This window comes from Paenibacillus sp. J31R98 (assembly GCF_056269245.1).
In genome coordinates, this window is the sequence record NZ_JBWDNO010000008.1 from 1 (window position 1) to 23,274 (window position 23,274).

21 protein-coding genes, 12 tRNA genes and 1 rRNA gene are annotated in these 23,274 nt (G+C 53.4%); 28 read left to right on the plus strand and 6 right to left on the minus strand.

What is annotated here, in order from left to right; all coding sequences use genetic code 11:
* The 16 genes from AC0YNX_RS24105 to AC0YNX_RS24180 all read left to right on the plus strand — a co-directional run.
* Nucleotides 1-92 (plus strand): 23S ribosomal RNA (locus AC0YNX_RS24105); the annotation flags it as partial.
* 90 nt (nt 93-182) lie between these two features.
* A tRNA-Asn gene (locus tag AC0YNX_RS24110) sits at nt 183-258 on the plus strand.
* A 5-nt stretch (nt 259-263) separates the two neighbouring features.
* A tRNA-Ser gene (locus tag AC0YNX_RS24115) sits at nt 264-351 on the plus strand.
* Nucleotides 352-371: 20 nt separating this feature from the next.
* Nucleotides 372-446, plus strand: a tRNA-Glu gene (locus AC0YNX_RS24120).
* 15 nt (nt 447-461) lie between these two features.
* Nucleotides 462-537, plus strand: a tRNA-Val gene (locus tag AC0YNX_RS24125).
* Between the two features lie 15 nt (nt 538-552).
* Nucleotides 553-629: transfer RNA gene (locus AC0YNX_RS24130), tRNA-Met, on the plus strand.
* Nucleotides 630-670: 41 nt separating this feature from the next.
* Nucleotides 671-747 (plus strand) — tRNA-Asp (locus AC0YNX_RS24135).
* 15 nt (nt 748-762) lie between these two features.
* A tRNA-Thr gene (locus AC0YNX_RS24140) sits at nt 763-838 on the plus strand.
* A gap of 9 nt (nt 839-847) precedes the next feature.
* Nucleotides 848-923 (plus strand) — tRNA-Lys (locus AC0YNX_RS24145).
* A 35-nt stretch (nt 924-958) separates the two neighbouring features.
* A tRNA-Leu gene (locus AC0YNX_RS24150) sits at nt 959-1,041 on the plus strand.
* Between the two features lie 8 nt (nt 1,042-1,049).
* Nucleotides 1,050-1,124: transfer RNA gene (locus tag AC0YNX_RS24155), tRNA-Gly, on the plus strand.
* Between the two features lie 3 nt (nt 1,125-1,127).
* Nucleotides 1,128-1,204, plus strand: a tRNA-Arg gene (locus AC0YNX_RS24160).
* A 9-nt stretch (nt 1,205-1,213) separates the two neighbouring features.
* Nucleotides 1,214-1,290 (plus strand) — tRNA-Pro (locus AC0YNX_RS24165).
* Nucleotides 1,291-1,668: 378 nt separating this feature from the next.
* Nucleotides 1,669-3,834, plus strand: a complete 2,166-nt coding sequence (locus tag AC0YNX_RS24170) for an alpha-L-rhamnosidase C-terminal domain-containing protein (RefSeq protein ID WP_475818258.1) — start codon at nt 1,669-1,671, stop codon at nt 3,832-3,834.
* Nucleotides 3,835-3,944: 110 nt separating this feature from the next.
* Complete coding sequence (locus tag AC0YNX_RS24175; protein ID WP_475818259.1) at nt 3,945-4,517, plus strand: xanthine phosphoribosyltransferase; 573 nt, start codon at nt 3,945-3,947, stop codon at nt 4,515-4,517.
* A gap of 73 nt (nt 4,518-4,590) precedes the next feature.
* Nucleotides 4,591-5,061: an SRPBCC family protein gene (locus tag AC0YNX_RS24180; protein WP_475818260.1), complete on the plus strand. Its 471-nt coding sequence runs from the start codon at nt 4,591-4,593 to the stop codon at nt 5,059-5,061.
* A 92-nt stretch (nt 5,062-5,153) separates the two neighbouring features.
* Here AC0YNX_RS24180 and AC0YNX_RS24185 read toward each other — a convergent pair whose 3' ends face one another.
* Nucleotides 5,154-5,774, minus strand: coding sequence for a GntR family transcriptional regulator (locus tag AC0YNX_RS24185; protein ID WP_475818261.1), 621 nt, complete (start codon nt 5,772-5,774; stop codon nt 5,154-5,156).
* An 81-nt stretch (nt 5,775-5,855) separates the two neighbouring features.
* On the opposite strand from AC0YNX_RS24185, the gene AC0YNX_RS24190 reads away from it, so the two are divergent.
* From AC0YNX_RS24190 to AC0YNX_RS24215, 6 genes are all read left to right on the plus strand, one after another.
* A complete protein-coding gene (locus AC0YNX_RS24190) occupies nt 5,856-6,497 on the plus strand; it encodes a GntR family transcriptional regulator (RefSeq protein ID WP_475818262.1) in 642 nt (213 codons plus the stop codon).
* A gap of 115 nt (nt 6,498-6,612) precedes the next feature.
* Complete coding sequence (locus AC0YNX_RS24195; protein ID WP_475818263.1) at nt 6,613-7,761, plus strand: mandelate racemase/muconate lactonizing enzyme family protein; 1,149 nt, start codon at nt 6,613-6,615, stop codon at nt 7,759-7,761.
* A 124-nt stretch (nt 7,762-7,885) separates the two neighbouring features.
* Nucleotides 7,886-8,656, plus strand: coding sequence for an SDR family NAD(P)-dependent oxidoreductase (locus AC0YNX_RS24200; protein ID WP_475818264.1), 771 nt, complete (start codon nt 7,886-7,888; stop codon nt 8,654-8,656).
* Nucleotides 8,657-8,672: 16 nt separating this feature from the next.
* A complete protein-coding gene (locus AC0YNX_RS24205; protein ID WP_475818265.1) occupies nt 8,673-9,611 on the plus strand; it encodes an SMP-30/gluconolactonase/LRE family protein in 939 nt (312 codons plus the stop codon).
* A gap of 18 nt (nt 9,612-9,629) precedes the next feature.
* The gene (locus tag AC0YNX_RS24210) at nt 9,630-10,451 is read left to right on the plus strand and encodes a phytanoyl-CoA dioxygenase family protein (RefSeq protein WP_475818266.1); all 822 of its coding nucleotides are present in this window, start codon (nt 9,630-9,632) and stop codon (nt 10,449-10,451) included.
* Between the two features lie 164 nt (nt 10,452-10,615).
* On the plus strand, nt 10,616-11,143 hold the full coding sequence (locus AC0YNX_RS24215; protein WP_475818267.1) for a hypothetical protein: 528 nt from the start codon (nt 10,616-10,618) through the stop codon (nt 11,141-11,143).
* A 73-nt stretch (nt 11,144-11,216) separates the two neighbouring features.
* On the opposite strand, the gene AC0YNX_RS24220 is transcribed toward AC0YNX_RS24215, so the two are convergent.
* A complete protein-coding gene (locus AC0YNX_RS24220) occupies nt 11,217-11,564 on the minus strand; it encodes a DUF805 domain-containing protein (RefSeq protein WP_475818268.1) in 348 nt (115 codons plus the stop codon).
* 117 nt (nt 11,565-11,681) lie between these two features.
* Here AC0YNX_RS24220 and AC0YNX_RS24225 point away from each other — a divergent pair, with 117 nt between their 5' ends.
* Together AC0YNX_RS24225 and AC0YNX_RS24230 are read left to right on the plus strand one after the other, a co-directional pair.
* Nucleotides 11,682-12,200: a hypothetical protein gene (locus AC0YNX_RS24225; protein WP_475818269.1), complete on the plus strand. Its 519-nt coding sequence runs from the start codon at nt 11,682-11,684 to the stop codon at nt 12,198-12,200.
* A gap of 93 nt (nt 12,201-12,293) precedes the next feature.
* Complete coding sequence (locus tag AC0YNX_RS24230; protein WP_475818270.1) at nt 12,294-12,995, plus strand: class I SAM-dependent methyltransferase; 702 nt, start codon at nt 12,294-12,296, stop codon at nt 12,993-12,995.
* 56 nt (nt 12,996-13,051) lie between these two features.
* Here AC0YNX_RS24230 and AC0YNX_RS24235 read toward each other — a convergent pair whose 3' ends face one another.
* Together AC0YNX_RS24235 and AC0YNX_RS24240 are read right to left on the minus strand one after the other, a co-directional pair.
* A complete protein-coding gene (locus tag AC0YNX_RS24235) occupies nt 13,052-13,894 on the minus strand; it encodes a WYL domain-containing protein (RefSeq protein ID WP_475818271.1) in 843 nt (280 codons plus the stop codon).
* On the minus strand, nt 13,881-15,227 hold the full coding sequence (locus tag AC0YNX_RS24240) for a helix-turn-helix transcriptional regulator (protein WP_475818522.1): 1,347 nt from the start codon (nt 15,225-15,227) through the stop codon (nt 13,881-13,883). The genes AC0YNX_RS24235 and AC0YNX_RS24240 overlap by 14 nt, the downstream gene beginning before the upstream one ends.
* A gap of 173 nt (nt 15,228-15,400) precedes the next feature.
* Between AC0YNX_RS24240 and AC0YNX_RS24245 the strand changes: the two genes are divergently transcribed.
* From AC0YNX_RS24245 to AC0YNX_RS24260, 4 genes are all read left to right on the plus strand, one after another.
* Nucleotides 15,401-16,195, plus strand: a complete 795-nt coding sequence (locus AC0YNX_RS24245) for a nucleotidyltransferase domain-containing protein (protein WP_475818272.1) — start codon at nt 15,401-15,403, stop codon at nt 16,193-16,195.
* Nucleotides 16,196-17,422 (plus strand): RtcB family protein, encoded by a 1,227-nt coding sequence (locus AC0YNX_RS24250; protein ID WP_475818273.1) that lies wholly within the window; start codon nt 16,196-16,198, stop codon nt 17,420-17,422.
* A gap of 321 nt (nt 17,423-17,743) precedes the next feature.
* Nucleotides 17,744-18,856, plus strand: coding sequence for an N-acetylmuramoyl-L-alanine amidase (locus AC0YNX_RS24255; RefSeq protein WP_475818274.1), 1,113 nt, complete (start codon nt 17,744-17,746; stop codon nt 18,854-18,856).
* Between the two features lie 216 nt (nt 18,857-19,072).
* A complete protein-coding gene (locus tag AC0YNX_RS24260; RefSeq protein WP_475818275.1) occupies nt 19,073-21,223 on the plus strand; it encodes an acyltransferase family protein in 2,151 nt (716 codons plus the stop codon).
* A gap of 93 nt (nt 21,224-21,316) precedes the next feature.
* On the opposite strand, the gene AC0YNX_RS24265 is transcribed toward AC0YNX_RS24260, so the two are convergent.
* On the minus strand, nt 21,317-21,538 hold the full coding sequence (locus AC0YNX_RS24265) for a hypothetical protein (protein WP_475818276.1): 222 nt from the start codon (nt 21,536-21,538) through the stop codon (nt 21,317-21,319).
* A gap of 89 nt (nt 21,539-21,627) precedes the next feature.
* The gene (locus tag AC0YNX_RS24270; protein WP_475818277.1) at nt 21,628-22,896 is read right to left on the minus strand and encodes an MFS transporter; all 1,269 of its coding nucleotides are present in this window, start codon (nt 22,894-22,896) and stop codon (nt 21,628-21,630) included.
* Between the last annotated feature and the right edge of the window lie 378 nt (nt 22,897-23,274).

The window sequence follows — 23,274 nt, forward strand, 5'->3', positions numbered from 1 at the left end:
ACCCCTGAAAGACGATCAGGTTGATAGGTTCGAGGTGGAAGCGCGGCAACGTGTGCAGCTGACGAATACTAATCGGTCGAGGGCTTATCCTAAATAAGTAAATCCAGCTAAAGCAAGAAACCTTCGCAAAGGTTCGTATCCAGTTTTCAGGGTGTTAAGTATTGCCCGAACATTCATGTTGTTCCCTGATAGCTCAGTTGGTAGAGCACTCGACTGTTAATCGAGTTGTCACAGGTTCGAGTCCTGTTCGGGGAGCCATTCATGGGGAAGTACCCAAGTGGCTCAAGGGGACCCTCTGCTAAGGGGTTAGACCGCGTTAGTGGTGCGAGGGTTCGAATCCCTCCTTCTCCGTTGCAATTTTTCAAAAGCAAGGCCCGTTGGTCAAGTGGTTAAGACACCTCCCTTTCACGGAGGTAACAGGGGTTCGAGTCCCCTACGGGTCACCATTTCAAACTTCCTATGGAGGCTTAGCTCAGCTGGGAGAGCATCTGCCTTACAAGCAGAGGGTCGGCGGTTCGATCCCGTCAGCCTCCACCATATGATTTTCAATGACGCGGGGTGGAGCAGCTCGGTAGCTCGTCGGGCTCATAACCCGAAGGCCGCAGGTTCAAATCCTGCCCCCGCAACCAAACATCCTTATTTCGGACCTATAATCGGAATAAGTAAACGCGGAGCCGTGGTGTAGTGGCCCAACATGCCTGCCTGTCACGCAGGAGACCGCGGGTTCGAATCCCGTCGGCTCCGCCATTTCTTCTCAATCATGCCGGTGTAGCTCAGTTGGTAGAGCAACTGACTTGTAATCAGTAGGTCGTGGGTTCGACTCCTATCGCCGGCACCATTTTCACATGAGCCATTAGCTCAGTTGGTAGAGCACCTGACTTTTAATCAGGGTGTCGTAGGTTCGAGTCCTACATGGCTCACCATTTTCTAGCCAAAGAAAATGGATGCAACATAACGTGCGCGTATGGCGGAATTGGCAGACGCACCAGACTTAGGATCTGGCGGGCGACCGTGGGGGTTCAAGTCCCTCTACGCGCACCATAATTTTTGCGGAAGTGGCTCAGCGGTAGAGCATCGCCTTGCCAAGGCGAGGGTCGCGGGTTCGATTCCCGTCTTCCGCTCCATTAGTGCCCTTAGCTCAGCTGGATAGAGCATTTGACTACGAATCAAAAGGTCGGGAGTTCGAATCTCTCAGGGCACGCCATTTTTATAACGGGATGTAGCTCAGCTTGGTAGAGCACCTGGTTTGGGACCAGGGGGTCGCATGTTCAAATCGTGTCATCCCGACCATAAACAACAGACAAGCTTCTTGCCTAGTGCAAGGAGCTTTTTTTTGTGCTTGTCTGAGCCAATTAATTAAAACGTTTTATATGATCTTAGCTAATATAGAAGTGATTTTTCTGCTGTTTTTATAAGTTAGTGTGTCACATATTCAGTAGTATCAAGGGTTTGGCTTCAGAGAAAACATGCTTTGTTTTATTGTTGTTGGTATTGCCCCTTCGATGTTAAGATGACATTACATAATAATGTAAGCGCTTATAGCTTATCCTTCGCAGGCTATATTATCGGCAGCGTACCGACGATTCTAGTCATCGTCTTCGGCATGAAGTACTAAATCGAAGGCATGGTGTCCGGTGCTATTAAATCGTAGATGAAAAGAGGAACTATATGGACACTCAGCAATTCGATTTGAAGCTGCCGCTCTGGCTGTGGCATGAGGAGAGAGATCATCGCCCAAGCTGCGTGCTGTCTCGTAAATTTATACTAGAGCAGGATATAAACGGTGTATCCTTTCACGCTTCGTTCACGGGCGCAGCTCGCGTCATACTGGATGGCGTACTCGTTGCGACGCTTCCAGAACGGGCGGGCAATGCGGGGGAATGGCTAACCATTGGGGGATTCCCTGGCGATCTGAAGGCAGGAGAGCATGAGCTTCGGCTTGAGTTGGACTGCCGTGCATTCATTCCGATTGTGGAAGTGAACTATTATCTATGGAATCGTCGTGTTGGGGCAATTGGTTACCTGCAAGGGGATGGCTTATGGCTGGTGACAGACGAGTCGTGGCAAGCCGATGATGAGCATGCAGCCGTCATCTGCAGGCTTGGCGAGGAGCCGTTCGGTGATCTGGAGAATAGTCCGGCTGCATTCGTAGCAGGCGGTTATGGCGATATTGAAGCCTATGATTTGAATGATACAGCTGTAATAGCAGAGGAGGCGCTTCGAGCGGCTGTCTCGAACGGCGTCGTGAGCGTAACCGGTAAGCATGGTCAAGACGGAACGCTTGTGAAGCCGGAGCAGGAGCAGCTAGAGCTGTTCTACCACCTGCGCAAGCAGAATGAATGGAAAGCGATGCGCGGACTGCAGCGCGAGATGGGGCTCACCGGCGCCTCGTCGGTGACGATTGATCTGCAGGCGGAGCATAATTGCCGTTTCGCCGTTGCCAATACCGGAGCGGAGCGAGTGAAGCTGCTCTGGAATGGCGCGGAGTCTCTGCATGAGCTGGCACATTACGAAGGCTGCATAACGGAGTGGCTCGAAATAGAGCCGGGGCAAACGCAATATACGCTGCCGCAAGGCTGCCGTTATATCCAGCTGTTCGTGCTGGGCGAGATCGGACAGCCCTTCGCGCTTGAGCTGAAGTTTCAATCCGTTCATGTGGCGCTTCGTCAAGCCGGTACATTGTCGAGCGATTCCGAGCAGCTGAATGAGATTTTCCAGGTGTCTGCGCATACGAGCCGAATTTGCCATCAGATCGGTCTATGGGACGGCATTAAGCGAGATCGGCTCAATTGGACGTTTGATTTCTATTTGGCAGCCAAATCGTGTTACTTTCTATGGGACGACACAAAGGTAATACAGAGAGCGGTTCGGGAGCTTGGCGTCGATACGCCGAGCGGACATTGGATGAACAGCATCTGTGAGTATACGCTCTGGTGGCTGAAGACGGTGTGCGAATATTATGTGCAGACTGGCGACAAGTCCTTCGTGCTGGAGATGAAGGAGCCGCTGCAGCGCCATATTGCATGGGTGGGGCAGAATACGCAGCCTGGAAGTGGACTTCTGCCGCAAAATGGCGTCCTCGTGGAGTGGGTGCCGCTTACGGATGAGGAGCGCGCGGTTGCACTGCAAGCGATCTATGCGCTGACTCGGGCAGATTTGCTTAAACTGGCTGTAGCAATGCCGGAGCTGGAGCTTAAGATCGACTGGCCGCTTCAATCGCTTACTTCGGCTCATTACTTGAAGCCGTCGTACGCACTTGCGGTCAAGGTGCTCGGCATCGCGAGCGGCTATGTGTCGGATGATGCGGCAGTCGCTTTTCTAGACAGCTATCAATTGGCTGATCCGATTACGCCGTTATCGGCTTTCCAGCTGGCGGAATGCTATTCTCGATATGGCAGGCATGAACGTGCATATGAGATTATTAAGACGGTATGGGGCGGAATGCTGGACAATGGCGCTACGACATTCTGGGAATCGTATACCTTAAGCTCGGACGACAGCTCGAAGCGGGATTTTCACGATGCGCTCACGACGTATACCGCTTACGGCTCTTATCGGATGAGCTTGTGCCATGCTTGGTCGAGCACGCCGGTGAAGTGGATAGGCGAGGTTGTGCTCGGCATCCAGCCTCTGTCGCCGGGCTACAGCAAGGTACGAATTTCGCCGACGCCAGTTGGCGGTATCCGTTCCTGCAGCGGTACCGTGAATACGCCGCACGGTGATCTGACCGTTCAGTGGTATTTTGACGCAGATGGAGCTTTCCGCTATGTGGTGACTGCGCCTCCGGGCGTAACCGTCGTCGAGATGGCTGAAAGTGAACAGCCTTCGGTATAGCCCCTTGGGTTAAAACAGCCGTTTCCGTGCTCACGCGCGGGAGCGGCTGTTTGTTGTGCGGCGGAACCTGCAAGGGTAAAATGGGGGAAAGAGGAAGGAGCGTGTTGCTTGTGGAGCTGCTGAGAGAAAAGATTAGACAAGAGGGCATCGTCCTTGCTGGCGGGGTCTTGAAAGTGGATACGTTCTTGAACCATCAAGTCGATGCGGGGCTGATGATGGCGATGGGACAAGCATTTGCAGAGCTATTCCATGATGCGGGCGTAACGAAGATTATGACCGTAGAGTCCTCCGGCATCGCTCCGGCTGTTATGGCGGCCTATCGGATGAGCGTTCCGATGGTGTTCGCACGCAAACGGAAGTCGCTCACGCTGCAGACGGATCTCTATACCGAGAAGGTCTACTCCTACACGAAGCAGGAGGAGAGCGAGGTTACCGTGTCGAAGAAATTTCTTGAGCAAGGTGATAGAGTGCTCATCATAGATGATTTTCTGGCGAATGGCGAGGCTGCGCTGGGGATGGCACGCATTGTAGAGCAAGCTGGAGCAGAGGTTGCTGGCATCGGCATTGTTATTGAGAAGTCGTTCCAGGTAGGCAGAGGAAAGCTGAACGATCATGGGTATAGGGTAGAGTCGCTAGCTCGTATTGCTTCGCTTGATGGCGGTATGGTGACATTTGTTGAGTGATAGATAACTTGGGGCTGCTGTGTCTATAAGGTAAAGGGTTGCAATATTGAGCCGATACGGAGGATTGATGACGATGTCTAACGAACGCGTACGGAATGCAGTAACGGAGAATGACCGGGAGATTATCAACTGGCGAATCATGCACGCGCCGCGCGAAGAAGTGTTCGAAGCTTGGCGCAATCCGGAGCAGCTAGCGAGCTGGTGGGGACCGAATGGATTCACAAATACGTTCCAGACGTTCGAGTTCGAGCCTGGCGGTCAATGGGAGTTTGTCATGCATGGACCAGATGGCACGGACTATAAGAACAAGAGCGAGTTCATCGAGATTCATGCGTCGGAGCGGGTCGTGTTTAAGCATCTGAACGGGCCACATTTTCAAATGACGGCGATCTTCGAGGAAGTGGATGCGAAGAATACGAAGCTTACATGGCGAATGCTGTTCGATACGGCAAAAGAATTCGAAATGGTGAAGTCGTACGCGGTGGAAGGCAATGAGCAAAATTTCGACCGGCTGCAGGCTCTGCTGCTGAAACAGCGCGGATAATGAGAAACGTCCTCGGCCTAGTGCCTGAGGACGTTTTGTTGTTGTGGGGTTTGAATAGCGGTAAAGTGATGTGATGTAAGCAGTCGCTTTGATTATTGCCACGTCAGCTTCAGCATACGCAGGTAGCGGTTGATTGCTTCGTTAGCGATAGCTGTTGGGCTGCTCAGGCTGTGCAGCAATGACTGTATGCAGCTGTACATGTCCTGCTGATAAGGCGCTATCCAACGCTTGCGGTTGCTGGACCAGAACAAGCGGGAGGCGCTTCGATCAAGCGTACGAAGCATCTCTTCATTGTGGCTCAGCGCAATCGTGCGCGTGAGGAACTGGTATTCGAAGCGGCAGAGAGCTTGTATATCGCCGCTATCCAAGGAGGCGAGATCGGCAAGCAGCTCGCCGGATAGCGCTGGCAGTGCCGCCGCATCGCGCAGCTGCACGCTCGTTACCGAGAAGAGCAGCATTGCCGCGATCAGCTCTAGCAGGTCGCCGACTCGTTGTGCGGAAGAATCGAGAATGAGCACGCCATGCTTCGGGACGATACGGACGAAGCCCTCTGTCTCCAGCTGCTGAAGCGCTGCACGGATCGGCGTCCGGCTCATATCGAGCTGTTGGCTGAGCTGCACCTCGGAGGTAACGGTTCCTTTTGCCAATTGGTTTGATATAATCCGTTCATAGATGGTTTGATAGGCTTGCTCGCGCAGCGATGGACCGGGCATGGGAAAGGAAAGGCCTCCTCTAAACCTTGTTAAGAAAGCGGTTAAGAGGAAGTATAGCATAGGAAAGGGGACTTGGAGCAGATGAGCAGCGTAGGGGAAGGTAAAACATTGCGCGATACCGCTTTTGACGTGATGAAGCGGAACATTGTCAGCGGCGAATGGCCAGGAGGCATGTTTCTGTCTGAGAAGTATCTGAGCGAGCTGCTCGGGATGAGCAAGACGCCGATACGCTCTGCGCTTGACCGGCTTGAAATGATGGGCCTTGTGAAGCTGTCGCCGAAGCAAGGAGTCATTGTGCAGGAGGTATCGCTGAAGAAGATACTAGAAATCTACGAGCTTCGCCTGTCGCTTGAGACCTTCGCGGTGCGAAAGCTGACAGGGAAGATGGACGACGCCTTCTTCATGCGGCTCGATGAGAATTTGGCGCTTCAGGCGTTAGCCATTGAACGGGCGGATATTACGCGCTATGTCGAGCTCGACGGGCAATTCCATGAGATGATCGTCGCTGGCTTAGATAATGAAGAATATATGGAAGTGATGAAGCGAATTCAGGATAAATTCATGTTGGTGGTCCGCACGACGTTCGTCCGCAACAAGGGCCGGCTAAAGGGCAGTCTGGAAGAGCACTGGCAGATCCGGCATGCGCTGGCTGGTCAGGATACGGAGCTGTCGCTTCGGCTTATTGAACAGCATATTGAGTATGTGAAGGTCATTATGCTGTGATGATGAGATGCTGAATCGATGATGATTTATTGATGTATACAAGTTAGACATCTTGTCCGAGTTATTCGCCCTATGCTACGTTGGATCTACCAACGATTAGGAGGAATACCCTGCGATGAAGATTACTGATGTTCGCACTTATATACTAGGTAACCCGTGGAAGAACTGGCTCTTCGTGCTTGTTGACACGGATGAAGGCATTACCGGCCTCGGCGAAGGGACGCTGAACGGGTTCGCGAAGACGGTGGAAGCCGCCATCCACGAGCTGAAGCATCTCATTATCGGACGCGATCCGTTTGATGTAGAGACAATTAGCCTAAAGCTGTTCCGCGATGTCTATTCCGACGGTGGCCAAATTCAAGGCTCCGCGCTGGCTGCAATAGAAACCGCTTGCTGGGACATTATGGGCAAGGCGACGAATCAGCCTCTCTACAAGCTGCTTGGCGGCAGCTGCCATGATCAGCTCCGCGCCTATGCGAACGGCTGGTACCGCGGACCGAATACGCCGGACAACTTCTTCGAGAAAGCGAAGATTGTCGTGGATAAGGGCTATACCGCGCTGAAGTTCGATCCGTTCGGCGCCGCATGGCGTACGGTGACGAGACAGGACTTCTCGGCGGCGATTGAGAACATCGCAGCGGTACGCGAAGCGGTCGGCCCAGATGTCGATATTCTCATCGAAGGGCATAATCGATTCAGCGTGCATACGGCGCTGCAGTTCGCGGATGCCATGCTGAAATACGAGCCGACGTGGTTCGAGGCGCCGGTGCCGCCGCATCTGATCTCGTCGATGGTGGAGGTTGCGCGTCGCAGCCCCGTGCCTGTCGCTTGCGGCGAAGACTACTACTCGCGCGAGCAGTTCGCGGAATTGCTGCGCCACGACGCGGTGCACATCATTCAGCTGGAGCCGCAGTTCCTCGGCATCTCCGCTTCAAAGCAGGTGTGCGGCATGGTGCATGCGCACAACGGCGTGACCGCGCCGCACAGCGCGCAAGGTCCGGTCTGCTCCGTGGTCTGCAGCCACTTGAATATGGCGACGCCGAACTTCTTCCTGCATGAAATCTTCGACGAGTTCAACGAGCCGTGGGAAGAGAATGTGCTGCAGCCGCCGCTTAAAGTGCAGAACGGCTTCCTCGTTCCGCCGGAAGGCCCGGGCCTTGGCGTAGAGCTGAATCTGGAGGAGATCGATAAGCATCCGTATCAAGTCGGCAACTGGCTGCCGCTCTTCAAACAAGGCTGGGAGAAGCGCGAGACGGTGAAATAACAGGTAGGCAGTTAGGCGAATAGGCAGACAGGCAGACATGTAGATAAGCAAATGGGCAGTTAAATGAATAGGCAGCATTCGGCTTCAATGTAGGGGACTCGTAGCGGAAGCGGGGTTGAATGGTATGGACAGCTGGAAGGATAAGGTTGTCATCGTTACAGGCGGCGGGAGCGGCATCGGCCGGGCGGTCTGCCGGCGGTTCGCGGCGGAAGGCGCTAGCGTCATCGTCGTCGACCGTGATGCGGCGAATGCGGAAGCAGCCGCTGAGGAGATTGCAGCGGCGGGCTTCCGCGCCGCTGCGGTGGAGGCGGACGTTGCCTCGGAAGCAGATGTGAAGCAGGTAGTGGCTGAGACGCTGGCGCGTTTCGGCCGCATTGACGTACTTGTCAATAATGCGGCAGTTTGCCCGCAGATTCGGATCACCGAGATGAGCTTGCAGGGATGGAATGAAGTCATTACGAATAATTTAACATCGGTTTTTTTATTTTGCCGCGAGGTCATTCCGTCTATGGTGCAGCAAGGTGGCGGTGCGATTGTGAACGTCAGCTCTGTTCACGCGCTTGCAACGCTGGATGGCTATTCGGCCTACGCCGCATCGAAGGGTGGCATCGTCTCGCTGACGAGAGCGATTGCGCTCGATTTCGCCAAGCAGAATGTCCGAGTCAATACGGTTCTGCCCGGCGCTGTGCATACGCCGATGCTGGAAAGCAGCGTGAAGAATTTGGATACGCCGCGCGAGGAAACGATGAAGACGTGGAACGAGGCGCAGCCGATCGGTCGCGTCGGGCAAGCGGATGAAGTCGCCTCTGTCGTTCTGTTCGCAGCGAGTCCGGACAACTCTTTCATGACAGGCGCATCGCTCGTTGTGGATGGTGGTCTCACAATAGATCTTTAAGAGAGTAGGGGAATTTATGGATCAGATGGTTGCGCAGGCTGAGGTGCGGGACCGGGTAAGAGCGTTCGCACAGGAAGCGGTTTTGCTGCTGGATGCGAAGACGGTCCTCGGGGAAGGGCCATATTGGCATGCGGAGCAGCGTAAGCTGTATTATGTCGATATTGCCGGGGAAATGTTTTGTCGATTCGACCCGATCACGCTGCAGAACGAAAAGTTTCCACTAGGCAAATCGGTCGGTGCCGTCGTATGCGATGCATCCGATCCCGATGCGGTTATTGTGTCTACACGCGACGGGTTCGAGCGGTATCATATGGGTGCAGACACGCTGACAGCACTTGCCGATCCAGAAGCGGACATGCCAGGCAACCGGTTCAATGATGGCAAATGCGATTCAAAGGGGCGTTTCTTCGCAGGAACGATGCAAAATGTCGAAGTAGATGTAACCGGTTCCTTGTATGTGCTGGACACAGACGGGCAGTGCCGTAAGCTGGTCGAAGGTGTCGGCGTATCGAATGGCATCGCATGGAGCCTCGATGAGAAGCAGTTGTATTACATTGATTCAATGAAGCAAACGGTAACGGCCTTCGACTATGATGCGGCAAGCGGTGCGCTTGGCAATCCGCAGATTATTATCGATTTCCATAAGGAAGACGGCTTCCCGGATGGCATGACCATCGACAGTGAAGGCATGCTCTGGATTGCACATTGGGATGGCTGGCAGGTGTCGAGATGGGATCCTCGAACAGGCAGCAAGCTCGGAGCAATCTACGTGCCTGTTGCCAAGGCGAGTTCCTGCGTCTTCGGTGGTGATGACCTGATGACGCTGTATATTACGACAGCAAGCATCGGCACTTCGCCTTCCGCGATGGCGCTGCAGCCTCATGCAGGCGGAATATTCACCTATCACCCTGGCGTGAAGGGAACGATTACGAATCCGTATCGCCCAAACTTGTAAGCAAGGGGGAATTGGGTCATGAGCAATGGCCAGAGCAGCTCTGCAGCCTACACGGTAACGGACGAGCAAGTGAAGCACTATAAGGAGCAAGGCTTCCTGATTGTGCAAGATTTGTACACGCCGGAAGAGTGTGATCAAATTATTGCCCGCGCAGAAGGGATGGTCGACGGCACTGTTCCGATGTACAAAGGCAATGCGCTGTACATGGAGCCGGAAGCAGTCGAGCGCGGACTTGTATCGGATGAGAAGCCCAATTCGGAATACTTGTTCAAAATCGGCCACGAAATGCATCTCTCCGACCCCGTGTTCCGTTACTACGCCTTGCACGATAGAATCGCGGATGTGCTGAACGCCATTATCGGGCCGGATGTAAAATGTATTCAGAGCATGTACATCGACAAGCCGCGAAATCTCGGCATTGGTCAGCCGTACCACCAAGATTCGCATTACTTGAAGACGGTGCCAGATACGGTAATCGGGGTATGGATTGCCTGTGATGATGTTGATGTCGCGAATGGTTGCTTGCATGTCATTCCGGGCAGCCAGAACTCTCAGATTTATCCGCACGACGTTCCCGTGGACGTGATGCAGCGCAAGTATTTTCAAGAGGTGCATGCCGCGAGGACGATGCGCGAGGTGCCTTGTATCCTGCCAAAAGGAAGCGGCGTCTTCTTCCCGGGTACGCTGCTTCATCGTTCGGGCAATAACGTGACGGAGGATCGTCAGCGGCGTGCCTATGTGCTGCACTATGCAGATGCTCATTCGAAGCCGGGACGCGTGCCTGCTGTTCCGAATCCGCACCTGCTTGTGCGCGGACGCCAGTATCCGGGCTGCATCTAAGCCGCTGTTACCGGTGCAAGTTTTACTCAATCTTTAGCAAGAATGGCGCTGGAGGATATGCCAATCTCGTAAACAATCGGGTATGATAGAAATAGAGGCAAGCCTGCTTTGTTGAATCTTAATAGGCGATGGATTGCGTCAGGTTCGTACACGAGGAGACGGTGATGATGAAACGTCATGCGCTAGGCATCATGCTTACGATCTTGGGTTTGACAGCATGTATCTCAACAGTTTCGGCCTACAGTAATCCTACCTATGAGCCGATCGCCCGTACTCCGGATACGATTACAGTCTTCATCGACGGGATGAACGATCAAGGCGGCAAGATCTCGGTTACAGCCGACCCGATTGAATGGTACGAAGGGAAGGACGCCGACGCTGCCTTCGCGAAGCATGAGCCGGATTCAGGATTGACGAGCGCGCCTGACGGCTACTACATCGTCAATGACGACGAGAAGCTTCAGACGTTCGAGGTAGATCCGCATGCCGCCGTGCAGATGCAGATCTATGATCATGACAGCTTGTACAGTACGACGACCGAGTGGAACAAGAGCATTCCTCTGCCGAAGCTCGAGTCGCTCTTTCATGAAGCTGACGGTGAAGGCGGGCAGGTTGACGTGAGCCAGTACCCCTACCATCTCACGCTGAAGAACGGCAAAGTCGTACGGATTGTGCAGCAATTTATTCCTTAAACTTGAAACAGCGCTACTCGCTGATAGAGGAAAGCCCTCGTCTATGAATCCCATAGTCGAGGGCATTTTTGTGTTAGCCGAATTTCGGATTCTCGCCGTAGCGATTGGTGCCAGGATCGCTGTCGAGGCAAGTAAAGATCAAGAGAACAATGAATCCAACGAACGGGATGAGTCCGATTAATACCCACCAGCCGCTCTTATCGGTATCGTGAAGCCTGCGTACAGTTACGGCTAAACCTGGCAGGAAGATGAAGAGTGAGTACAGCTTCGATAGCAGGTTCGAGAGCCCAAATATGTTCTCAAGGATGCCGAGGATCGCGGAGATGATCAGATTAATGAGGATGAACATCCAATATTCCTTACGCCTTGCCCGACCTTGGAAACCAACGTAGTTCTTAATGACTTTTACATACCATTCCACCTTCTGTTTCCTCCTCTCTGGCCAGCATAGGAAAGGGATGGTAACGGCTGGTATTTCCTATTGTATGTAGTAAACTAATGAGTATGAGAATCTGAACGCTGAAGGAGCTGCTTGCCGATGTTTGATCCAACCGTATTTGACAACTTGAAAGTAGCTATTGAGAACCAGGTGTACGATCTCGATAATATCGCAGGCCAAGTGCTTATCACGCATCGTATTGACCGGATGGAGCTGGCCGTAATGGCTCGCATCTTCGCGCTCCAATTTACGCTTGTGAACGGAGCGGGCATTACCGCCGAGATTCGGCTTGAAGCGTCGCTCAAGGATATCGCGGCGGAGCTGCTCGAGCAAACGGGAGAGAAGCCCGGCTGTACGCTGCGTATTCGATTCTATATGCCGGTGCAGAACGTAGACGAGACTTGTAAAGCGATCGAACAGCAGATCGAGACGCTCTGGCAACCAGAGCTGCCGCCGACGCAGACGCTGAGCTTCGGCTATGGCGAGCAGCAGGAGATCTACAATAACGAGATCGAGCTGCATTTCAACCGCAAGATCAACGAGGATCAGATGGAGGATCTGCCGGAGCTGATCGACCATATGCTGCAGACGCTGGAGGCGCTGGATAAGCTGGCGTAAATAGGCCAAACCAATGGGATTCATAGGAAGCGCGTATTTCACGTAGCGTCGTGCGCGGGTCTATGATGGAAGCAATCAGTTGGAGGTGGTCGTATGGACAATCAAGCTAGTGCGAACCAGCATGTTCGCAGTACATTTAATGAAACGGCGGCTGTGTATGACCAGCAGCGGCGGAAGTTGATTCCTTGCTTTGACGATTTCTACGGTGTCGCTACGTCGCTCGCGGACTCACGGCATGAAGCGCCCAAGATTCTTGATCTTGGCGCAGGAACAGGGCTGTTCGCTTCGCTGCTCGTGCAGCGGTATCCGAATGCAACACTGACGCTCATTGATCTGGCGGATAATATGCTGGACGTGGCGCGGGCGAGGTTTAGCGGTAATTCGAACGTCCGGTATGTGTGCGCGGATTACACAAACTTCGTTGCTCCGGAATCATACGATATTATTATTTCGGGCTTATCGATTCACCATCTATCAGACGAGGATAAGGTACTGCTGTATCGGAATAGCTGGGCGAACCTGCGCGAAGGCGGCGTGTTCATTAATGCGGATCAGGTGCTCGGCCACTCGCCGTTCATTGATGAACGTTACAAGTCGGATTGGCGGGGCAAAGTAGAGGTAAGCGGGCTGTCCGAGGCCGAAATTGCCGCTGCTTATGAGCGGACGAAGCTGGATCGGATGACGGACCTTGCGTCACAGCTGGGGTGGCTTGCGGAAGCGGGCTTCCGAGACGTCGATTGCATGTATAAGTACTTCAATTTCGTCGTTATGTTCGGTAGGAAGATAGCGGAATAGGAAGCAGATTTCCTAATAAACAACAACAAAGAGGCTTGCGCCAGCAAGCCTCTTTGCTATGTGGCGAGACCCTCCGAATCCTCCGCATTGGGGTAGACGGCTGCTTCCGCATACCTGGCAAGCGCCTTCCTCGATGACTCGAGCATCCGCCGGCGCAAGTACTCGCCTTCTATGACCCGAATCCGTTTGCCGAGGAACCGGATTTTGCTAAGCACATACTCGGCTTCGTCGCTCAGGAAGCTTAGGCGAATGGCGTAAATGCCCGCATCCTCTTCATAGTCGACGGTTTTCTCGAAGCAAGAGAACGCATAGAGAATACGCGACAGCTCCCGGTTGTAAGCGGGCATTACTGCAATAACAGCCGCTTCCTTGCGTTTATTCAGCCGCTCGCGAATGGAGCTCAGCGCTTGCTCCACGTGCTGCGGCTGCATCTCAGCTTCGGCAATCGACACAATCTTATCCATCTTCGTGCTCATGAAAGCGCGCTTCCTCACGTTATACCAGAGCAGATACCATTCGCGCTTCACCATCGAATATTCGAGTTTATAAGGAACTCCTGCATGCTCCTCGTATTGGCGTCCATCTCGAATGGAGAACGTAAGAGACACGGCAGCTCGGCTTGCAATGAAACGGCTTAAACTGCGCAGCAATGGATGATAAACCTGCTTCTCGAAGCTGCGGGCTTTCTCAATGAGATGCTCCTTCACTGCGAGAGATACATCCTCGCTCAGAATCGTCCGGAGCTTCTCCAGTGTCTCAGGCGCGAAAGCCGCTTCCGCCGCCGGATGCTGAAGCATCAGCTTCAGCCACGCCCGCTCGTGGGATGTAACCATGAACGTACCAGAGTCCTCCAGGCGGGAGATGACCTGGTAGTTGAATATTTTCTCAAACGGATTCATAGTAGGACGCAATCTCCTTCCATTCCTCAATCATCTCACGCCGAAGCGAAGCGGGCGAGAGTACTTCACAGCTAGATCCGAAGCTGCGCAACCAAGGCCGGATCTCCGTCGTACCGTTGACGACAATCTCGTAGATGAAGGAATCTTCCTCTTCCTCTACGATTTCACCCCACTGCCCTTGCAGCAGCACGCGATCCCGCACGAAATTCGGTTCGGAACCGCCCGGATGAAAGAACCGTACCCGCACAGTCACAGCTCGGCCGGTATCGATAAGCCAGCTATGCTTAATGCGCGCTTCCAGCTCAGAGCGCTTCGCCTCGTACAGCTCCTCGGCAACCTGCTCGCCTTCCTCAATCTGCGTCATCCCTTCCAGCCGGTACTTCCGAATGCCGTCGCGGCTGTTGTTGGCAAGCATATACCAGCGGCCATACTGGTGATCATAGACGACCTTGATCGGCAGCGCGGTTTCCGCTCGACCTTCATGCTCACGCTCGAACAAGGGATTCGTGTTCTTGGAGGCGTAGCTCGTATCCGACTTTGGCGAAAAATAAAGAAATGTCACTTTGCGCCGGTTCTGAATCGCCCCGAGCAGCGTAAACAGATGTGCCTCGTCCAATATGCGAGAGTAGTAGTGGTACTTGTATAGGAACGGCTCTGTGGCATCTGACTTGCCGCCACTGCCGTTTCCGCCGCCATTGCTTTGCTTATGCGCAGCGCTCTTCTTCAAGTGATCGCGCAGCAGATAGCCTTGAACGGACGGTACTTGCGTATTCGCCATCACATCAACGTAGTTCAGTAGATCACGCAGCTCGTCGCCGTCTAGCTGACGAACGAGATCGTCCTGCATCCGGTAGCGATACGGTCTCGGACCCGGCTCCCGCTTGATGACCCCGACCTCCTCCAGGTAGCGCAGGTCGGAGCGGATCGTTTTCTCGTCCGGGAACAGCGAGATGTCTGCGCTATGCGGCGCATTGCAGCAGACGTCCAGCAGCTCAAGCGCAGTCTGCGGCTTCTCATTCAGAGCCGCGAGGAGCAGCGCGAGGCGGACGCTCTCCGATTCCTTGAGCGACTTGGCGCGGAACAGGAAGAGCAGCAGCGGGTCAGCGGAATCATAGTAATTGAGGCGAAGCGCATCCGCGATCTCTTTGCTCTGTTCCTCGGGCGGCTGACCGTGAGTAGCGGACACAATTTCTTTCAGCTTGCGGATGGTCTTGTCAAAGGTATGTACAGAGATGCCGAGCCGCTTCGCGAACTGCTGCCGATTGTAGGCACCACTCGTTAAGACGAGCATCCTCAGGAACTGGATCTCTTTATCGAAGCTTTCTCTAGCCAGGGCGGTTCAACCTCCTTAAGCGACGTACAATGCTCTAATGGTAATATTTTAACAGGGGATGCTTGGAACGAGAACGGGAATTTATTGGGTCGTCATACTTACGCCATGTTCGCGAAGAGCGAAACCGGAGACAATAGGTGCAGGCTTAAGTGAAAAAAGGAGGCGGACGGCATATGACCGTATATACGCGAGAACAAATTGTAGAGCAGCTAAGAGGCATCGAACGCGAGGAAAATGTCCGTATCGTCTATGCTTGCGAGTCCGGCAGCCGGGCGTGGGGATTCCCCTCCAAGGACAGCGATTACGATGTGCGATTCATCTATGTGCGGCGGGTAGAGTGGTACTTATCGATATTCGATCGGCGCGACGTGATCGAGCGTCCGATCAGCAGTATGCTCGACATAAGTGGCTGGGACATTGGCAAAACGCTGCAGCTGTTCCGTAAGTCGAATCCGCCCTTGCTCGAATGGCTGCAGTCGCCGATCCCGTATTTGGAAGAGACAACAATTGCCCAGCAAATTCGAAGCTTGGCGAAGCAGGCGTTCTCGCCGAGATCGTGCCTCTATCACTACTTGCATATGGCAAGAGGCAACTACCGCGTTTATTTGCAAGGGGACCAGGTGAAGCTGAAGAAATATTTTTACGTGCTGCGGCCGATACTGGCTTGCAGATGGATCGAGCGGGAGAACACGATGCCGCCGACGGAGTTCCAGACGCTTGTAAATGCCATGCTGCCACAGGACAGCGAGCTTACGAATACGATTAACCAGCTGCTAGCGCGCAAAATCGCCGGAGACGAGCTGGATTACGGGCCCCGTCTCGACGTATTGAACGAGTATCTAGAGCAGCAAATGTCATATTTCGAAAATGCCGCACCAGCGGTAGCAACTGTGGATGTGCTCGCAGAAGAGAGACTAAATGAATTATTTCGCGCCGCAATTGCGGAAGCGTCGGGAAGAGGGATATAGATGAGTTATACAACTATTGAAGGTGTGCGTGTGTGGGGAACACCTGATGAAGGAGCGGTCGCGCAAGCTCTGACTTGTGCGGAAACCGGCAACGTCGTGCAGACTCTGCTTATGGCGGATCATCACAAAGGGTACAGCCAGCCGATCGGAGGCGTAGTCGTCTATGACGGTCAAATCTCGCCATCCGGTGTAGGCTATGATATTGGCTGCGGGAACAAGGCGGTTCGCACGAACTTGCTGGCAAGCGAGATCAAGCCGAAGATCGCTTCAATTATGAACACGATCGCGCAGCGTATTTCGTTCGGCGTCGGGCGTGTGAACGATGTGCAGGTCGATCATGAGCTGTTCGATGACCCGGACTGGGCGGTGTACAGAGCAGTCGGCAAGCAGGAGCATGATAAGCTGCTGGCATTGGCGCGGAGTCAGCTGGGGACCGTGGGGAGCGGGAACCATTTTGTCGATTTGTTCGAGGAGCAGGCGACGGGCTTGTTGTGGGTGGCGAATCATTTTGGCAGCCGCGGGTTTGGGCATAAGACGGCGAGCGGCTTCCTCAATCTCTCGGCGGACAGAGAGTTTCTGGGGAATGCGCCAGGCGAGAAAATGGATCAACCGCCGACTCTGTTCGATATCGACAGCGAGCTCGGCGATATGTACTACCGTGCGATGCGACTTGCAGGCCGATATGCGTACGCCGGGCGCGACTATGTGATGAGTCAGGTGCTGTCCATTCTAGGCGCAGAGGCGGACATGGAGGTACATAATCACCATAACTATGCGTGGAAAGAGCAGCATGGCGGCAAAGAAACGATCGTCGTCCGCAAAGGAGCGACGCCATCCGCGCCGGGGCAGCTCGGGTTTATCGGCGGGAGCATGGGCGATATCTCCGTCATCGTGCGCGGCAAAGCGACGGAAGAGAACCGCGATGCGTGTTACAGCACGGTGCACGGAGCGGGCCGAGTGATGAGCCGGACGGCAGCCGCAGGCAAAATGAACTGGAAAACGCGGAAACGCAGCGGTGGCCTAATCTCTCCGCAGCAGATGAAGCAGGCGGTTGAAGCGTTCGGCGTCGAGCTTCGCGGGGCGGGTACAGACGAGAGTCCTTTCGTCTATCGCAAGCTGCAGGATGTGCTGGACGCGCATCGTGAAACGATTGATGTGCTTCATGTGCTCAAGCCGATCGGGGTGTGCATGGCTGGCGCGGATGAATTCGATCCGTACAAGGATTAATAGGCTGGCAGAGGCACGGGGATAGGAGTATTGACCCATCTCGGCAATAAAAGAAATCATGTATTCTCGTGTATTCAAAACGAATTCTCAGGTATATATGGATAACTATGGAATATGTGAATGACCCGATAGTCGCTTGTGTAAATGGCTTTACCCAGTGTCGAATAGAGTCGACTAGGGAGATTGATATAGTCTAGGATGCGCCCCTGTTTGAAACTATCCATCGCGGGCACTATTTTAGGCAAAAAAGAGGATGTCGCATTCTACCAGCTGCTGCTATAATGGGAATCAACCTTTTCTATCCACCCGGAAGGAGATTCTATGCGCAAACTCATCAGTCTCGCTATTATTATGATTCTAGTTGTCGGTTCACTAGGCATGACAATGGCGGCAGCCACATCCAAGTTCCCTTATCAAGCCAAAGTAAACACCACCGCAATGAATGTTCGAAGCGAGCCGTCTCTTCAAGCGTCGGTCGTCGGTCAGCTGGAATCGGGCGACGTCGTAACCGTAACGGACGAAGAAAGCGACGGCTGGGTACAGATTAAGAAGAATAAAATGACCGGCTGGGCAGCCGGCTATTTGCTCCGTAAGCTGGACAGCTCGGGCAAAGCAGAGAACACCTCGGCAGCTTCAGCGCCGCCGACAAGCGGCACGGTCAGCACAAGCTCGGGATCTACAGCGACCGTCCTTACGGAATCGCTGCGAATTCGCTCCGGTCCTGGCACGGGCTACAAAGTGGTCGGCTCGCTCATGCAAGGCGAGCAGGTAATGATTAACGGCAGCCAAGGCAGTTGGCTGAAGATTAAGACATCGGCGAAGGTGAATGGCTGGGTCGCGAAGCAGTACGTTGGCAAAGGCGCGCCATTGTCGGCACAGTCATCCGGCGGCAAGGGGCTGAGAGGAAAGCTCATCGTCGTCGACGCCGGGCATGGCGGCAACGATCCGGGCATGATCGGCACGACGCAGGACACGAAGGAGAAGACGCTGACGCTCAGCACGGCGAACTATCTGAAGCAGGAGCTTGTCCGGCTAGGCGCGCGCGTTATTATGACGCGTACAACAGATGTGAAGCCAGAGTTGTCTGAGCGCGTGCGGATTAGTGAATCGGCACATGCGGATGCTTTTGTCAGCATTCACTACAATTCTTCGGTGAAGAAGTCGACCGGAACGTTGACGTTCTTCTACTCGGAGAAGAAGGATCGTCCGCTTGCGCAAGCGGTGGAAGCGGAGCTGAGAAGCGGCACCGGCCTCCCAAGCAAAGGCGTGTCATTCGGAGATCTATACGTGCTTCGTGAGAATAGTACCGTCGCTACGCTCGTGGAGTTAGGCTTCTTATCGAATCCTAAGGATGAAGCGCTCGTTCGCGGAGCTTCCTATCAGAAGAAAGCAGCTGCGGCAATTGCGAGAGGGCTTGCGGATTATTTTGGATAACGAGTTTTGAGGCTATCAAGCTAATGGCTTGGTAGCCTTTTTTGTGTGAATTGGTTACATTTACTAGGGGGCAGATACTCGTTTGAAACCGAAATGTAACTGTTCTGTAACGACATAAACTATTATCCGTTTTATAATGATTCATGCAGGTTACATATTTGAGAGTTATTGAAGCAAGAGTGAGAGTTGCCCATTAACGGAAGGAGAAGGAAGCAAGTGCCAAAACCATTAGGAAACAGTGGACGCTATATGCCCGGATTGGATGGATTGCGAGCGATCGCTGTCTTTGCGGTCATCGCCTATCATCTTAACTTATCGTGGGTGCCAGGCGGACTGCTGGGCGTTGGCATGTTTTTTGTCCTATCCGGCTATCTGATTACGGATATTCTATTAAAGCAGCATAGCAGAGGGAATAAGCTGGCGCTCGGAGACTTCTGGATTCGCCGCGCTCGCAGGCTGCTGCCTGCTATGATCATAATGCTAGGACTAGTCTCGATTTGGCTAGGGATCACGGATTCGCAGCGTTTGTATACGTTGCGTGGGGAGATCGGGGCAGCCTTGCTCTATATGAGCAACTGGAGGCTAATCTATCATCAAGTGTCGTATTTCGAGAGCTTCGGCCCGCCTTCGCCGTTCGGTCATTTATGGTCGCTCGCGGTCGAGGAGCAGTTCTATCTCGTCTGGCCGCTGCTGCTCGCACTTCTCGTGAAGTTCGTTCCGCGGCGCGGCACGCTTGCGATCGTTATTCTAGCCGGCGCAGCAGCTTCGGCTATTGCGATGGCTTACATTTACGTGCCGCAGCTCGATCCAAGCCGTGTCTACTACGGCACGGATACACGCTCTTTCGCGCTCTTGATCGGCGCGGCGCTCGCAGTCGTGTGGCCAAGCTGGAAGCTGGCAGATTTAATTGCAACTCCGCGGTCGGTGAAAGCGCTTGATACGATAGGCTTGATCGGGTTCGCTATAGTCGTTGCCATGATTGCATTGGTGGGCGAGTACGATGAGTTCCTCTATCGCGGCGGCATGGTTATTCTCTCCTTCGCTACAGCCGCTGTGGTTGCAGCGCTGGCGCATCCCGACAGCCGGCTCGCTCGCATCATCGGCAGCAAGCCTCTGCAGTGGTTCGGCGCAAGGTCTTACGGCATCTATTTATATCATTATCCGGTCATCGCACTCTCAACGCCGTCGGCGGAGCTGGATACTTTCAATCCGGTGCGTGCATTATTGCAAATTCTCGCATCGATCGCGCTAGCGGAGCTGTCCTGGCGGTTCGTGGAGGAGCCAATTCGCCACGGTGCGATTGGGAAGCTGGTTCAGCTGCTCAAGCAATCATCACTTAATAGAAGACCGAGCCGCAAAGTCATGTTCGCCTCTGTCTGCATACTTGCTGTCGTCAGCGTATCCTGCTCGGGGCAGAGGAACATTGTACAAGGTGATTCCGTCGGCCAAATCATTGATACGGGCATTAAGAGCGGAGGTTCCTTTCTTGCAGGGGGACAAGCTGTAGTGAAAGGCGGAGGTTCGGCGACTGGATCAGTGCAGAACGGGACGAAGCCGGAGCCGGAGACGAATACAGATACAGATACAGATACAGATACGAATGCAGATACGAATACAGGTACGAAGGATTCTTCGGGACAGTCTGATGCGTCATCTGGAGAAGAGAAGCCTGGCGCTGGCAGCGATGTGAATACAGGCTCGGGTTCGGGTTCAGCTGGTACAGGTGCAGGTGCAGGTGATGCGGCGGGCAAACCTGATGATGCGAATTCGGATCAGGGTGAGCCGAACTCGGGGCAAGCTGCAACGGGCGACAATCAAGTCGGCGATGGAGCGGGTCAGCCAGGGAAAGGTGAAGGAGCGACTGAGCCTCCGCCGAGCAATCCAAACACACCGGTTGCGCCGGAAGATACGGTGACGGTCATTGGTGATTCGATTCTTCTGGACGTGAAGCCGTACTTGGAGAAGCTGGTGGACGGAATCGTCGTGGATGGCAAAGTCGGCCGTCAAATGTTCGAGGCTGACGATGTGGTGGAAGAGCTGAAGCAGACCAAACAGCTCGGCTATACGGTCGTGATCGAGCTCGGAACGAACGGCTCGTTCACAACAAAACAGCTCGATTCGCTGCTTGAGGCAATAGGAGATAATCATCGCGTCGTACTCGTTAATACACGCGTGCCGCGCAAGTGGCAGGATGTCGTGAACGACCTGCTCAGTGAGACGGTCAAGAATAAACCAAGCTTAACGCTAATCGACTGGTATTCCGCAAGTAAAGGCCGTGACGACTTCTTCGGCAAAGATGGTGTCCATCTGAAGAAGCGCGGCGCAGAATTTTTCGCAGATATGATCGTCCAAGGCATTGGACGTTAATAGTGGAATAAAGAAATCCCCGCCTTACACGCATCGTTAGGATGCGTGTGGGGCGGGGATTTCTGTTGTTTGGCTTAGGCGGTTGTTCTCGCTTCAGCAAGCCGGATAAGCCAATATATCACTAATTTGGTTCAGCGGGTAATGGAAGGTGGCGAATTGGGACGCATACATGTACTGCATGACATACACTTCGCCGCCTTCAACCCGGCATAGAATGCCGGAGACGCCGGTGCCGTTTCTGAGCGAGATGCCGACGGGCCTGCCCATCAGATAAAGCGCCTTCTGCTGCAGCGGCATTTGGCTTGGCATGAACATAAGGACCTCTTCCTCCTTCTTGGATAAGAGCCTGGTGTTGTGCTGCAATTAGTGTATGTTCATGCAGGCGCTATGCCATCCGCTGCTGCCTATGCGCCCTGAACGCTCGCGCTCTTCTTCACTTCCGCTCCACGAACCTTCATATAGAGGAAGCCGGAAGCGATCAGCACACCGCCAGAGATGTACCAAGTGATAGAGATCGATGCATGCTCTGCGATAAATCCGTGAATGAGCAAGCCGATCAAGCCGCCGAACTGAAGGAACAACGAAGAGAGCGACTGCATCGTCGAACGGTTGCTCTCATCAAGCTGTTCATTGAACAAGGTGGAATCCGGCGAGCTTGCCATGCCATTGCTCATAAACAGGACAAAGTAGAAGACAGTAAAACCGATTATCGTGCTCTGAGCAGCCAGAATGAGAAATAGGATGCCGAGCAGTATACGTGCAACGAGCAGCAGTGTGCGGAAAGGAATGTTCATCCAGCGGGCTAGCGGTCCGATGAGAAGGCCGCCAACGGAAGCTGAGATGAAATAACCGGCGGTAAGCAGGCCAAACTGCCATGTTGCTGAATTCGCGCCAAGAATGTCCTTCACCTGAGGCTGCCAGTAGGTTTCGAGGCCGGAGAATGCGAAGCCCCATGCGAAAGTAGTGAGCAGCAGCATGAGGACGGCCGTTTGTTTGATTCCGTAGCGCACAGAATCTGATACAAGCTGCGGCAGCTGGCGGAAGCCGTCCGTCATTCGCGCAGAGCGAGAAGTATGGATTTTCTCTACAACAAGCCTTTCAGTGAGTACATATTGCACTACAATCATCAGCGCCATCGCGATGAAGTTAATCGAATAGATGCCTGCCCCGAATTTCGTGGTGTAGCTCCCGAGCAGATCCGGCAGCGCGCCGCCTGCAAGCGCGCTTATTCCCATCGCAAGCGGAATATAGATGTTCGCTTTGGCTAGTTTGCTGTTCAAGTCGCCGCCTGGCTCGAGGCGGTTGAATTCATCAACGAACCACGCGTCGATCGATCCGGAGGACAGCGCTCGCGCCGCTCCGAATAGCACATATCCAAGCATGAGCGAGATTAGATTCCAAGATAGCATGACGAGCACCACCGATCCGAGCAGGAAGAGCAGCGAGAGTTGGTAGACGCGTTTGCGTCCCAGCGCATCCGATAAGCCGCCGGTCGGCAGTTCAAGCAATAACACGGCGCCGGAGTATACGGCGAAGATGAGCCCGATCTCCTGTAGATTGAGCCCTTTTTCAAGCATGAAGAGACTGGATACAGGAAGAATGAGGCCGATGATAAACCAATGGAGCGATTGATTGATAATGTACACAAGCAATAATTTGGATACGGAATTCATTCGTTTTGTAACCTCGCATTTGTAGGAAGATGGTTTAAGTCTACACTCCCAATATCGATTCGGACAAGGTTAAGAAATGGCATAGACAAGCAGAACCGATCACACTACAATAAACTAGGTATTACTTACCAATTTATGGATGCGATATTGGTTATTCGCGAAAAAAAGATGGAAGAAATGATTCATTTTGGGAATGCTAACAGTGTATAAATCTAGTGTGATAGGCTTGTTAGAAAAGTTGACACAAAGAGGTAAGGAGCTACGATTAAACGAAGAAATCTTATTTACAAATACCTAAATTCCCCGTATATTTGATACTGGACAAACAAATGCTAAATTAGGTTTTTTACAAATGTTCAAACCAGGGGTTAGCAGTGA